Origin of the sequence: Maribacter sp. X9, assembly GCF_048537565.1 — a bacterium.
In the GTDB taxonomy this organism is placed as follows: Bacteria; Bacteroidota; Bacteroidia; order Flavobacteriales; family Flavobacteriaceae; genus Maribacter.
In genome coordinates, this window is sequence record NZ_CP183215.1 from 1303062 (window position 1) to 1317490 (window position 14429).

Here is a 14429-nt window from a genome sequence, read left to right on the forward strand (position 1 = left end):
GGTTGGTTTTAGTCGGTGATCAAGTGCTTGGGCAAGTCTTCTACACGTTCGCAGCAGAGTTGGTCCATCACTTGTTTAAATTGTGTCTTTAACATACCAATGGTATGGTCCCCTCCCTTATTGCCCAAGGCTCCGGTGCCATAGACAAACGAGCGTCCCATAAAGGTGAATTTGGCACCACTGGCCATGGCACGGGCGATATCAGGACCTGATCGTAGACCGCTGTCCATCATGATTTCTATTTGGTCACTATAGGTCGTGGCAATTTGCTGTAAAGAGTTTATGGTCGATTGTGCGGCATCTAATTGTCTGCCCCCGTGGTTGGAAACAATGATACCGTCAAAGCCCATGCGTATGGCATCTTGGGTATCCTGTTCCGAGGCCACCCCTTTTAGGACCAATTTGCCCTTCCAGCGATCACGAATCGGTTTTATCTTTTCCTCGTTCAAGCGGCCAGAAAAGGTTTTATCCATAAACGCGCCCAATTGCTTTAGGTTCAATCCCTCAGGAGTATAGGGCTTTAGGGTTTCAAAAGTAGGCTGGCCATATTTCAAGGTATTGTAGGCCCAAGTTGGTTTTCCTAATATTTGGAGGATATTTGCGACCGTCATTTTTGGTGGTAAGGCGAGTCCGTTCCTAAAATCCCGTGGTCGGTACCCAAAGGTGGGTACATCACAAAGTAGCACAAGAACTGGGCATCCCGCTGCTTCGGCACGGTCGATGATGCTATCGCGAATAGCGTCATCCACTGGATTATATAATTGAAACCAAGCATTGCCTTCGGTCAGTTCACTGGCTTTTTCAATATCCATCGTGGTCACGGTACTGAGGATGAACGGGATGTTATGGTTGTAAGCGGCCTTGGCTAAAATCGCCGGGGTGTTTGGCCACATGAGTCCCTGAAGACCTACCGGTGCGATACCGAAAGGCGCGTCGAACTCAATCCCCATGACCTTCGTTTTAATGGAACTGGTACCGTAATTTCGTAAATAGCGGGGCTGTAATTGAACTTTTCGTATTTCAGAAGTATTCTTGACCAAACTCACATCTTCATTACAACCACCGTCCAAATATTCAAAGGCGAACTTGGGAATCCGTGATTTTGCCTTATTCCTTAAATCATCAACTGAAGGATAATCCGAATCGAAACTCATTGCCATACCTGCTATCTATTTTAAAATGAACGGAATGTGTTTTTTTAAACTATAATTTTTCTTGAGGAACTTGGAATTCAACTTACTGTCCGATATCGCAATGGCCGCTCCCAATGCCGAACCCAAGGAAGAATCCGTTGTACGCAGTTCCATATTTCGAAGATAGTGCGAAACTAATTTAATGTAGACATCATTATCGCTAAAACCACCGTCGATATATAGTTTTTCTATTTTTTCATGTCCAGCCGCTAATTGAATGCTTTCCACTTGTAACATTACCAGTTCGATCATCAAATGATGATAGGCATGCTCAAAGGAGTCGTAGGTGATTTTGGTGATCGGGGGCATGTTCGTGGTAGTGATGCCTTCCCATCTGAACATGGGTTCAAAATCCTTTAAAATCTCAAAATAGGTGTCGTAGTCGAATTTAACGGATTTATGAAGGTTGGGATCCACTTTAAAATGCTTGGTCAAATACTTTACTTGTACCGCATATTCGTTTCCCAGGAAAAGGCGGGCAGATTTTACCGGTTTCCCGTTGATACGCATGTAATTGATACAATGGTTGGTCACATCTTGTTTGCTGAGCAATTTTTCAGAAAACGGATTCAAGGCAATACTCCAGGTACCCGTAGAAACTAGGATGAACTTCTTTTTGATACTTCTCACATAGGGCAGTAAGGCCGCGGAACTGTCATGGATACCCACCCCGATTTTGATGCGGTTGCCGTTATAGTTCATATTGATGCTGGTCTCCGTGGATACGATTGGGGGCAGAATTCGATGAAAACCTTCCGCATAGATCCAATAGTGGTAATCCTTTTTCGCAAAATCCCACATGGCGGTGTGGCAACCAATACTGGTATATTCGCTCATCGGGATGCCCGTAAAAATATAACTGATATACTGGGGAAGATGTAAGGTGTGTCTGATTCTTTTAAAAGTCTCAGGTTTGTCATATTTGAGCCAATACAATTGTATTCCAGAATTCAGCATGCCGTCAAGGGATGATCCCGTCTCCACCGCAAACTGGTCCTCAGGACCGTATTTTTCGAAAAATGAAGTGATCAGTTCAGGGGCAAGGGGTTTGGTGTAGTTGTACAGTGGTGTCACCACCTCCCCGTTTTCATCCAGATGGACCAAGCTGGCACCGTAGGTTGAAAAATTGATGGCGGTTATATTGTATTTTTCAGATGTTAAGATGCGGTCAAAAACACTTTTCAACCAATCTTGGAGCGACTTTAAATCTTCCGCCGGATGCCCATCTTCGTCCAGGACTGGGTCAAAAGTAATGTACTCCCGGTACACCTCTTGATAGTCGCTGTCAAAAAGAAAAAACTTTTTGTTCGTTTTACCAATGTCGAATATGGCGGTGACTTTCTTCATAAAGGAGATTACAATCCAGTAGCTATGGAATTCATACCCCTTTCTTTGATCAGGCCTGCACGTACGTTGAGGTTGCGGTACGATTTTAATGGATCAATGGCTCCACCCCTTAGCGCTCGGGCCTCTGCTAGTAAAGGCCGTACATCTGTCCTGTAGGCGTTCTGTAAAATCTCTTGGCAAAGCGTGACATCATTTCTGGACTGCGCCACCTGTAATTCTTCTTGATCTACTAGAAGGGCTTTGGCGTAGGCCTCTTGTATGGCTTCCAATGACTGCAATAAATCCTCCAAAGGATCTTTGATATTGTGGCTGGCATCGATCATCCAGGCCAGATCTGGATTTTGCGGATTGTTTTCCATTCCGTCCACCAATTCGTTAAAGATCAAGAACAGTGCATAGGGCTTTACGCTTCCCACGGTACTATCGTCATCCCCGTATTTGCTATCGTTAAAATGAAAACCGCCCAATTTGCCTTTCAGCATAAGGGTAGAAACGATTTGCTCGATATTGGTATTGGGCAAATGGTGGCCTAAATCTACTAGCGTAAAAGCTTTTTCCCCACAAGCATTCGCCAACATAAATGAGGTGCCCCAATCTTGGATGACCGTACTGTAAAAATTGGGCTCGTAAGGCTTGTACTCGATAAACATTTTCCAATCTTCCGGCAGTTCGGAATAGATGCTTTTTAAACTGTTCTCGGTATGGGTCAAGGCCGATTGAAAATTGCGTTGCCCGGGAAAATTGGCACCATCGGCCAACCAAACGGTCAGACTTTTGGAGCCCAGTTTTTCACCAATTTTAATCACGTCGATATTGTGCTGTATGGCTTGCTGACGTACCGATGCATTCAAGTTGGACAAGGAGCCAAAACGATAACTTTCCTTGGCATCCTTTTGGTCTTGGAACGTGTTCGAGTTTACCGCGTCGAAAACGAGTCCGTTCGCTTTCGCCAATTCCTTGATGGCCTTGTAATCCTGTGGAATGTCCCATGGAATATGCAGAGAAACCGCACCTGCCGTTTGGGTGAGGGCGTGCAGGATTCCCACATCCTCAATCTTTTGCTCTAAGGAAGCCGGTTCCCCAAAATAGGAAAAGCGACCAAAACGGGTACCCCCGGCGCCCAAGGCCCAACTTGGAATCGCCACCTGAAAATTTGAAAGTTTTCTGAGGATGGCCTGTACGTCCTTATCTTGTTGGTCCAATTGGTCCGATAAAAAACGGAACCGGTCTTGATGATGCTCCTGAAGGCGTTTGTTTTCCGTTAAAATTTGGTCTTTATCTAATTGCATAGGATGTTCTTTAAAAAGAGACCTGCCGCCCATAATGTTCAGCAGGTCATCACTCACTCAACTAATTATCGTACAAAGGCGTTGGCCATACCGCCATCTACATTGATGATGTTTCCGGTAGATTTATCCAGCACACCTACCAAGGCGAACACGCCGTTGGCAATATCGGCCGGATAGATGATTTCGTTCAAAAGGTTTCTTTTGGCGTAGTGCGCCGGAAGTTCGTCCACGGTAATTCCGTAGGCCTTGGCACGCCCTTCTGCCCAGTCACCTTCCCATATCTTACTGCCCACGATCACCCCATCTGGATTTACCGTGTTGACACGAATGTGGTCGCCGCCTAATTCTGCCGCCAACAAACGGGTCATGTGCTGCTGTGCCGCTTTTGCGGTACCGTAGGCCACATTGTTAGGTCCGGAAACCAATCCGTTCTTACTGGCGATGTGGATGATGTCGCCCCCCAAATCTTGTTGGCGCATAATGGCCACGGCTTGTTTGGCCAGTTCGAACTGGCCTTTGACCAAGACGTCCTGTAGGATGTCCCAATCCTTTTCAGTGGTATCTTCCAAAGGTTTGGAGATGGCCAAGCCGGCGCTGTGCACCACAATATCGACACCGCCAAAATCCAAGCAGGCCTTTTTATAGGCCGCTGCGATGGATTCACTTTTGGTAACGTCACAAATCGCATAACTGACCGTATCGCTAGGGTAGGTAGTCATCGCTTCCTTAAGACTGTCCTCCGCAATATCCGTCAAGACCACATTGGCCCCTTCCGCTGCCAATTTATCCGCAATCGCTTTACCGATTCCACCACCGGCCCCGGTGACCATGGCCACTTTTCGGGATAACGGTTTCTCCTTGGGCATGCGTTGTAGTTTTGCTTCCTCCAACAGCCAATATTCAATATCGAAGGCTTCCTGTCTGGGTAGGGATGTATATTCCGTCATGGCCTCTGCGCCACGCATGACATTAATGGCGTTTACGTAAAACTCGTTGGCCACACGGGAGGTCTGTTTGTTTTTGGCAAAACTGAACATCCCTACTCCGGGATAGATGATAATTACCGGGTTAGGATCGCGCATGGCAGGGCTATTATCCTTTTTACAGGTTTCATAATAGTCCTTATATTCTTGACGGTACCGCTCAAAAGAAGGTTTGAGTTTCTTGAGGATGGCTTCCGTATCCCTCGTATCGGCATCCGTGCCCAAATCCAACACCAAAGGCTGGATCTTGGTACGTAAAAAATGATCGGGACAAGAGGTGCCCATGGGTGCCAATCGCTCGAGATCGTGACTATTGATGTATTCTAGAACGACTTCGCTGTCGTTGAAATGACCGATCATTCTATCCTCTGAGGAACAGAGTCCTCTAAGCATCGGCATGAGTTGGGATGCTTTTTCCATTCGCTCCTCTTGTGGAAGGGATTGTACTTTCTGACCCCCAAAGACACTGCCGTTCTCCTTAATTTTTCTCTCGATATATTCCGAAGCCATTTCAATGACCTCCAAACTGTTGATATAAGAATCGTAGGAAGTATCGCCCCAAGTAAACAGACCGTGACTGCCCAACACGATACCACGTATACCGGGGTTATCGTTCAAACATTTTTCCAATTGTAGGCCTAGGTCAAAACCTGGTCGTTGCCAAGGCACCCAGCCCATGGTATCTCCCCAAATTTCTTTGGTGACTTTTTCGCTGTCCTTAGCTGCGGCAACCGCAATCAAGGCATCTGGATGCAAATGGTCGATATGTTTAAAAGGAAGCAACCCGTGTAACGGCGTATCGATAGATGGTGCCTTACTGTCCAGGTCATAGATGCAATGATTGAAAAGACCCACCATGCGGTCCTCGTCTTCCAAGCCACCATAAACGTTCTTGAGATTACGTAAACGGTCCGTATAAAGACCTGCGATCCCCGCCTTGGTCAAGGTGCCGATATCGCCACCAGAACCTTTGATCCACATGACCTCTACCTCTTCATTGGTCAACGGGTCCTTTTCCATGGTTTTGCAACTGGTATTTCCACCACCGTAGTTGGTAATTCGTAAATCCGCTCCAAGGATGTTGGACCGGTATAAAAATAGGGCTACTTGGTCATCTCCCAGTTCGGCCGCCTTCTTTTCATCCCACAGGTAATCTACATATTTAAACGTCTTTTGCATTTTGGTCTACTTAGATATATTTTTATGTTACCAAAGATAGGAAGTGTTGCTAGCATAGCTATCCTGTACTGTTCTGTACTAAACAACTTGGGATATTCAGAACTAAAAACATTTTATTACCTACAAAGATTTTCTGATAATAGTGTAAAACGGATTTTCAATGTGTTTTTTTTCGTTCTTTAGGATAAGTTTAGCGGCATGTTTTCCCAACTGCTCAAAATCTGTTGAAATCACTGTTATTCCATCCAATAGTATTTCTTTGATTGCCGTTTCATTGTAAGAAATTATTCCTACATCATTGCCTAATTGAAATTTTGTTGTTCTAATTTTCTTTATTAATAAAATGAGATCATTCTCCATCAAGTTTATGTAAGCTGTATTTTTTTCAATGTATTCCGATTCTAGGGTATCGATAATTTCATAATCGTAGGCATATTCTAAGCAGAATTTTAAAAATCCCTGTTTTATTTCAATGGGGTGGTATGTCTTTTTACGAAATAATAATTTAATTTTTCTGTACTTTTTTAGTAAACGATTTAGTTCAACCAGAGCATTATAAATATTTTGCTCAAAGTCTTGGTAAACGCACGCTACCTTATTATCCCATGCAAAGAATTTCTTATCAAGGATTAAAAGTTTATGTAAAGGAATATTATCATTAATAAAATTCACCACTTCATCTCCACCCTCCTCAAAATGACATATAATTGCATAATGTGTGTAATCACGTTCTTTGCTAGCTCGAATTAAATTCTTGAACTGCCTATAATTATTTTCATAAATAAAAAAATCTATGGTGGCCTTATTTCCTAATTCTTTAGAAAATGCATCATAGATTAACTTTTTATGGGCACTTAATTTGTTGAATAATAGAAATATTTTGGCTTGCAGTTCTTCACTATCTTTTTTAATGTAATACCCTTTTCCAGGTACGGATTGTATGATATTTATTTTTTTTAAATGATCATAGGCCCTCACTACAGTGTCTCTAGAAATATCAAATTCAATTAAAACTTCATTTACAGAGGGTAATTTATCGTTCAGTTTTACATCACCTTTCTCCAAAGCCGTGCGTATAGAATTAACAATTTGTCTATACTTTGGAATAATTGAACTTTCGTTTATTTCTATAAATTTCAACATGAACTCGTTTATTAGGATAAGATACTTTTTAAATAAATAATATAACTAAAGTTAATTAATAGCTTCCATAACAGTACGGAATAGCCTTTAGTTAGAATATAGGTACATTTGAGAAATACCTAAAGTTTACGGACTATTCCTTTATAAATTCAAGTACTAAAGTAGCCTTTACTATGAAAATAAAAGCTTTTTATGTTTTTCTTTCCTTATTCTCTATTCTTAGTGTGAGGACACAAACTCCGCTACAAGAGCTTACCGTAGAATATCTAGACACACCATTGGGAATCGATGTCAATATACCTCGTTTCAGCTGGCAAATGGAAACCGACACGACTAAAATAGGACAGTTGCAAACCGCCTATCAAATTCATGTGTTTGATGAGGCCAACACACAAGTTTGGGATTCCGGTAAAATCAAAAACGGTAATTCCTTGGCTATTCCTTATGACGGACAGACTTTGGAACCTAAAACCCGATATACTTGGGAAGTAAAGGTTTGGGACGAGGAAGGAAAGCTAAGCTCTAATAGGTCTTGGTTCGAAACCGGATTAATGGACACAGACCCTAATTCCAAAGAGTGGAACGGAGCGGAATGGATTGGTGGAGACGATAACGATTTGGTCTTCTATTCCCAATATCTATCCGTTTTTAAAATGGAGTACACTTTGCAGTTGGATAAAAATTCCAAAAGTACCCGGGGGTCGTTCATCTTTGGGGCTAATGATACCCGTTTGATGGATAGGGATAAGAATATCCAAGGGGTATCGAATAAACTGGATGAAAGTTTCATTCGTTTTGAGTTGGATATTTCGGCTATAGATGGATCACCATCAGGTTTGGCCAAATTCAATGTGTATCGGGTGGGGTATGCATTGGGGGATTCTAATGAAGAACCTTTAAGAAGTTATGATATTCCCCTAAACTTAATTAATCAAGCCAATAAATACGACAAGCATAGCTTTTATACCTCTTGTAATTTTGGATTGTTCGAGGTGTTTCTGGGCGATGGCGCACCGGAACATAAAATCTCGGGAAATGACGATACTACGCCACCACCCAGAGGTAAAGTTGGGTTCAATTTAAATCCTGTGGGAAAAGGGAATGACTATATTAGTTTTCCGATGGTCGCCGAAATCGGTTTCTATACTGAGGCCGGTCAGAAAGCTCTTTTTTCCGATGTCAAAATTAAAAATTTCAGGGAGCCTTCCAATGTGCTTTTTCAAGAGAAGTTGGAATCTGAATCTTACAACGGCGTATTTGAATCCGATGCTGCTTCAGACCCAAATTTAAGTATTTCAGAAAACGGTTACTTGTTGTCTCCCTTAAAAGATAACATCTTAATCCTTGCAGATCCAAGCAAGAATGCCGCTCCACTATTGCGAACCGAATTTTTATCTAAAGAAAAAAAAATCGCAAAAGCTAGGGTTTATGCTACCGCTCGTGGTATTTACGAACTGTATTTGAATGGAAAACGTATAAGTAAGGATTATTTTGCTCCTGGTCTTACCCAATACAATAAGACCCATATGTACCAGACCTACGATATCACGAATGAAATTACCTCAGGGGTCAAAAATGTATTTGGGGCTATCTTAGGTGAAGGTTGGTGGAGTGGAAATATCACCTATAGTGGCGAAAATTGGAATTATTTTGGCGATCGACAATCCCTTTTGGCCAAGCTGGTGATTTCTTATGATGATGGTTCAGAACAAGTAATCACTACCAATGACCAAGAATGGAAACTGTTTACTGACGGCCCTATTCGTTATGGTAGCTTCTTTCAAGGAGAGGTGTATGATGCCCGGAAAGAATCAGAAATAAAGGGATGGTCAAATGTTGGTTATGATGCTGGGGATTGGAAATCGGCCGTTACGGTTCCATTGGATGGTACCACATTTCAAACCAAGGATTTCAATTATGAGGATTTACAACTTATTGGCCATATCGGAGAGAGTCCTACTATTGTAAAAGAATTACATCCTGTAACCGCTGAAGAAGTTCGGCCAGGAGTGTTTGTGTACGATATGAACCAGAATATGGTGGGTTTTCCGGAGATACAATTGCCACCGGGGCAGGCAGGCGATACGATAACTTTACGGTATGCCGAAGTAAAATATCCGGATTTATCCGAATATGAAAAAAATACGGGGATGGTCATGCTCGAGAATATACGAGCGGCCTTAACCCAAGATGTATACATTAGAAAGGGGGGAGAAGAAACCATACGACCTCGGTTTACTTTTCATGGCTATCGTTTTTTGGAAATCACAGGAATCAATAAAGCACTTCCCTTAGAGAGTGTAAAAGGTCTGGTGGTAAGTTCCATTAAAGAATTGGCTTCTTCCTATGAGACTTCTAATGAATTGGTCAATAAGCTTTGGGAAAATATCACGTGGTCCTTAAGAGGTAACTTTTTATCGATTCCTACGGATACCCCTGCCCGTAATGAACGAATGGGTTGGAGTGGGGATATCAACGTATTTTCAGAAGCGGCTACCTATTTGGCCAATGTGGAACCCTTTTTGAACCGACATTTATTGGCCATGCGAGATGTTCAACGTGCCGATGGCCGGTTTACGGATGTGGCTCCCGTTGGAGGTGGATTTGGAGGCACCCTTTGGGGTAGTGCGGGAATAATCGTTGCCTGGGAAGTCTACCAGCAATACGGGGATTTGGCGTTATTGAATACGCATTATGAAGCCATGAAGCGCTATGTTGAATTTTTAAATTCTAAAATTGATGCTGAAACCGGTGTATTGTATGAAGGTCCTTTGGGGGATTGGTTGAGTCCGGAAGGTTTCAAGAACGAGGATACCATGTTTTGGGCGGTTTACCAATTACGGGACTTGGAAATTTTGGCCAAAGCCGCTGAACTCCTGAATAAACCGGCTGATGCAGAGAGCTTTAGAAGACAGTATCAAGAACGTAAGTCTTTTTTGAACAGCACCTATATCGATGCGACAACAGGTAAAACGTTGCATTTGGGTAATCAAAGCACCCGGTTTGGACCTCCTTTGCCTGATGATATGTATAAAAAAGCGGAGGATGTTGTGGATACCCAAGCTTCCTATGCTATTCCTTTGAATTTTAATGTACTCGATGAAAAGAACAAAGAAAAAGCGGTCCACAATCTGGTAACTACCGTTCAACGTACGAATATAGATGAGCTTGGGGTAGTGCGCCCTGCTTATTCTTTAATGACGGGTTTTATAGGAACGGCTTCCCTGAATCATGCCTTATCGGAAAATGGGAAGGATACCATAGCGTATAAATTATTACAGCAGACGAGCTATCCATCTTGGTTGTATTCCGTTAAAAATGGGGCGACGACCATTTGGGAACGATTGAATTCCTATACCGTTGAAGATGGTTTTGGAGGAAACAACAGCATGAATTCCTTCAATCATTATTCGTTTGGAGCGGTCGCCGCTTGGATGTATAACTACTCATTGGGTATTCAACGAGACCCTGATCATCCAGGATTTAAGCATTTTATATTGGAACCCACCCCTGATCCCACTAAGGAAATGAAATTTGCGAAAGGTTATTATGATAGTATGTACGGCCGTATAGTAAGTGAGTGGAAGTGGGTCGATGATGGTTGGTCGTACTCGGCAACCGTTCCAGCAAGTACTACGGCCACTTTAAAACTGGATACCGATGATGTGAAAAAGATTACCCTAGGAGATAAGAAACTGAAAAATGCAACAGGAGTTTCTTTGATGAGTACGGCAGAAAATGAGGTTGTCTTAAAATTAGTTTCGGGAAGGTATGATTTTAGAATTAAGGAGTAAGTCTCTTTTAAATTATAAAAAAATCAATACCTTTTAAAGCTAAAATGTAAATATGCATTATTTAAAAAGATACTTGATTTTATGTTTTTTAATGTTTTCAACATTGGCTTGTTTCGCCCAGAACGGACTTGATGAGTTAAAATCGATGGCAGATTCCCGTATGCGGGTCATTATAGATAATGATTTGGGTGGTGACCCAGACGGTTTGTTTCAGCTAGCGCATCATTTGCTCTCGCCTTCTGTCGAGATTAGGGGTATCGTAGCTTCCCATTTATATGAGCAAGGTTTTGGTGGTCCGGGTACCTCGGAATATGCAAAAGAACAGGCTATGAAAATCCTGAAGATTTTAAGTCTTGAAAAGACCGTTCCTGTGTATACCGACCAAAATAAGGGCCTGACCGATGTAGAAACTCCGCTAGATGGAGAGGGTGTACAGGCGATTATCAAGGAAGCCCTGCGAACAGATACGGAAACACCGTTGTACGTAGTTTGTGGCGGCAGCCTTACAAACATTGCTAGTGCTTATCTCTTAGAACCGAAAATCGCCGAAAAGTTGACTGTGGTTTGGATCGGTGGACCGGAATATACCGATCTTGCTTATCCTCCGCCAGGATACACTCCCTTGGAATATAATCTAGGAATCGATATTAAAGCGGCACAGGTTGTTTTCAACGAGTCCAATCTTAAGCTTTGGCAGGTGCCCAGAAATGTATACCGCCAACCCATAATGACCGATGCCGAGTTGTTGACCCAAGTGAAAGGTAAAGGAGCACTCGGTGATCATTTATATAGTGTAATGAATGACGCTTTGGGTAAACTGAGTAAATGGAACGTTCCTATTGGGGAAGTCTATATCTATGGGGATAATCCGTTGGTATTGTTAACGGCCTTGCAATCCTCTTTTGAGATGGATCCGTCTTCTAGCACGTATAGTGTAAAACAGGCTCCAAAAATAAATGATGCCGGAGTTTACGAAAGCAACCTTTCCGGTAGGAACATTCGGGTCTACCAGCAGTTGGATAATCGTTTGCTGTTCGGTGATTTTTTTGCCAAGTTGGAGTTGCTGTCGAACAAAAACTAATCTTTTCTACCGCTCAACCTTCCCCAAGGTTTACATAACGATTAGGTCTTCTTCCGCGGAGTAAGGATTCTCATGTTTACCTAAAAAGTATTCTATGGCTGCGGCAATCATGGGTTGCTGTATGTGTTTCTGATTGTTAAATTGAAATTCTTCAACGCTGTTAGTATTCTCTAAACGAACTGAATTTCCAAAAAATGAAAAGTCGGTCGTACCGTTGGTTCCAGAAATTGTAGAATTGTCCTTTTTGCCTATTTCCGATGAGTTAAAATTCCAGATTCGCGTTTGCGATATCTCATACTAACGAATTTTTGTCGGATGCTTTTAAAAATCCTTCTACCACTTGTGTCCAACCAAAGTAAGGGTACATCAAATATAGCAGGATTATAGAAGCCTCCGTCCGAAATTGTTGATTCAAGCGCCGGTTTTCTTCCGAATCGGCAATGACGTTGGATTTTTCAGGCTGAAGGATTTGAATATCGGCATGCAAACCTTGTCCGATAGGTTCTAGTTCTAAAAATTCTTTTACTTTAAAAAAAAAGCTGGCAGTTTTCTTCGGTAATGGGCAGCAACTGTGAGTTTGGTGTTGCTTTTGTCGGCCGCATCGCAAATCCGTTTTGCTTCAGAACTATTTAACGCAATCTTTTTTTTCAGATGTAAATGTTTACGGGCCGATATGGCTTTTATGGCATATTCCAAATGGTTAGATGGGGTATGGAGATATAAACGGCGTTGATGTCTTTATTTTCAAAAATAGCGCTAGCGGTATTTGTCCAATTGGGGATGAGAGGTCGTTCCGCGAAATCCTTTGCTTTATCACAATTACGGCGCATAACATGAATCAAAGGAGAATTTTCTACAAGTTTAAAGGTCGAACCACTTTTTATTTAGGCCACATCACGACAACTAATGATGCCTCATTTGATATCATCAATAATTCTTGCAGCTAAATCCTTAATTTTTGAGATATTTTGAAGGGATGTCCCTACCCGTTGTCCAGGCTCATGGTCCAGACCATATTAGCGGTAAACCACTGGTTTTAGAACATCCTTTTTTACTGTCAAACAATACGGAAGGGAAGAAATGTTGTAAAATGCAGTAAAGAAGCACAAAGAGGTTAAAGAAACAGCACATTCACAGCGCGCTGACTAACTTTTGTTCAACATTAACATTTTTATAATGCTCATTATTAAAGTAGGTAAAACGAAAAAAGCCTCTAAAAATAGAGGCTTTTGCGGTCTGGACGGGACTCGAACTTTTTACCAATATGACCTATTTTTCAGGGCCTCCCAGAGGGTCAAAAATTGGAGGCACCGAATTGCTCACCTTTTAACAAATTTTAACGTTTTTAACACAAAACAGGTTGTTTTTTAGAAATGTTTTGAAAACTGTTTTCATTTTGATTGTAAAATATGATTTTTTGTTTTAAATGAGTATTTGCCGAATTTATTTTTTAAGATTGGTATTTTAGTACAATTTATATGGTTTAAATCCCCTTCATTGACATCCATAAAAAGGGTCACTTGATTCGTTGTAAAGTAAATCAAAAACTATGCTAATTGGGCAAGATAATACTGTCTTGTTCGGCATTATAAACCATTATAATGATGATCGTTGCATCGGATATCAATGCCATGGTCCTATTTCTAATTGGGAAATTCTTTGGCTGTGTCGGAAAACCTTCCAGGAACTGGGAGATGGCTAAATGCTCCTTCTTGATTTTTTCCAATAGGGTTGCATTTTCCTTTGGGTAGGGGACATTTAAAGGCGTTCCCAAAACCGCAATGGTCTTACCTCCTGAATCGATTGCAGTTTGATGGGCCATAGTATCTATTCCTTTTGCCAATCCACTTACTACAATGATATCGTGCTTGACCAAAGTTTTTGATATGATTTTTGCTCTTTGTAGGCCTTCCTTTGAGGATGCTCTCGAACCTACAACGGAAACCCTTCTTTTCTCATAGAGCAAATCTTCATCCCCGCCAAAAAAACAATTTTTCAGGGAAATGCTTCTTTTCGGCATCTGTCAATAGTTGAAAATACGTTTCAATGCCCATAGGTAGTTATTGTATTGGGTACAACAAGGTACAAAATTAAAGAAAATATAATGGTCAAACCTATTACCTTATTTCCATCGGGGTATGGACTATGTTAATATTACTGGACGTGAAAGACCCCAAACAAAGGGAAAATTTGAACCATTCAATAGTTAATAAATGGAGTTAAAAATCAGTTTTTGTACAGTAACGGACATGGCGCTTATTTTTTATTTTGCGGGCGTGGTACAGAAAAATGCTTGAAAATTTTCATAGCTGACATTATTCATTTTCAAGTTTTCCCATTCAATCCCAAAGTGTCGAGTTAAGGGAATAGCGCATGTTTTAAGTTCACCTGTTTAGAGGAGTACCGATTTGTTGACCAGA

8 protein-coding genes are annotated in these 14429 nt (G+C 41.7%); 2 read left to right on the plus strand and 6 right to left on the minus strand.

The genetic code is table 11. The annotated features are described in order from the left end of the window. Window positions 1-8: 8 nt before the first annotated feature. From ACNR9Q_RS05500 to ACNR9Q_RS05520, 5 genes are all read right to left on the minus strand, one after another. Window positions 9-1160 (minus strand): alpha-hydroxy acid oxidase, encoded by a 1152-nt coding sequence (locus ACNR9Q_RS05500; protein WP_419213614.1) that lies wholly within the window; start codon window positions 1158-1160, stop codon window positions 9-11. A 9-nt stretch (window positions 1161-1169) separates the two neighbouring features. Then, window positions 1170-2540, minus strand: a complete 1371-nt coding sequence (locus ACNR9Q_RS05505) for an FGGY-family carbohydrate kinase (protein WP_419213615.1) — start codon at window positions 2538-2540, stop codon at window positions 1170-1172. A gap of 8 nt (window positions 2541-2548) precedes the next feature. Beyond that, entirely contained in the window at window positions 2549-3829 is a 1281-nt protein-coding gene (locus ACNR9Q_RS05510; RefSeq protein ID WP_419214246.1) for an L-rhamnose isomerase, read from the minus strand. A gap of 65 nt (window positions 3830-3894) precedes the next feature. Continuing rightward, the gene (locus ACNR9Q_RS05515) at window positions 3895-5991 is read right to left on the minus strand and encodes a bifunctional aldolase/short-chain dehydrogenase (RefSeq protein ID WP_419213616.1); all 2097 of its coding nucleotides are present in this window, start codon (window positions 5989-5991) and stop codon (window positions 3895-3897) included. Window positions 5992-6111: 120 nt separating this feature from the next. Beyond that, window positions 6112-7134 carry a GntR family transcriptional regulator gene (locus ACNR9Q_RS05520; RefSeq protein WP_419213617.1) on the minus strand — a complete coding sequence of 341 codons (1023 nt, stop codon included), beginning with the start codon at window positions 7132-7134 and terminating at the stop codon, window positions 6112-6114. 173 nt (window positions 7135-7307) lie between these two features. On the opposite strand from ACNR9Q_RS05520, the gene ACNR9Q_RS05525 reads away from it, so the two are divergent. Further along, the gene (locus tag ACNR9Q_RS05525) at window positions 7308-10928 is read left to right on the plus strand and encodes a family 78 glycoside hydrolase catalytic domain (RefSeq protein ID WP_419213618.1); all 3621 of its coding nucleotides are present in this window, start codon (window positions 7308-7310) and stop codon (window positions 10926-10928) included. A 52-nt stretch (window positions 10929-10980) separates the two neighbouring features. Further along, window positions 10981-12009 carry a nucleoside hydrolase gene (locus ACNR9Q_RS05530; RefSeq protein WP_419213619.1) on the plus strand — a complete coding sequence of 343 codons (1029 nt, stop codon included), beginning with the start codon at window positions 10981-10983 and terminating at the stop codon, window positions 12007-12009. Window positions 12010-13561: 1552 nt separating this feature from the next. Here ACNR9Q_RS05530 and ACNR9Q_RS05535 read toward each other — a convergent pair. Further along, the gene (locus tag ACNR9Q_RS05535; RefSeq protein ID WP_419213620.1) at window positions 13562-14029 is read right to left on the minus strand and encodes a DNA-processing protein DprA; all 468 of its coding nucleotides are present in this window, start codon (window positions 14027-14029) and stop codon (window positions 13562-13564) included. Window positions 14030-14429: the final 400 nt, after the last annotated feature.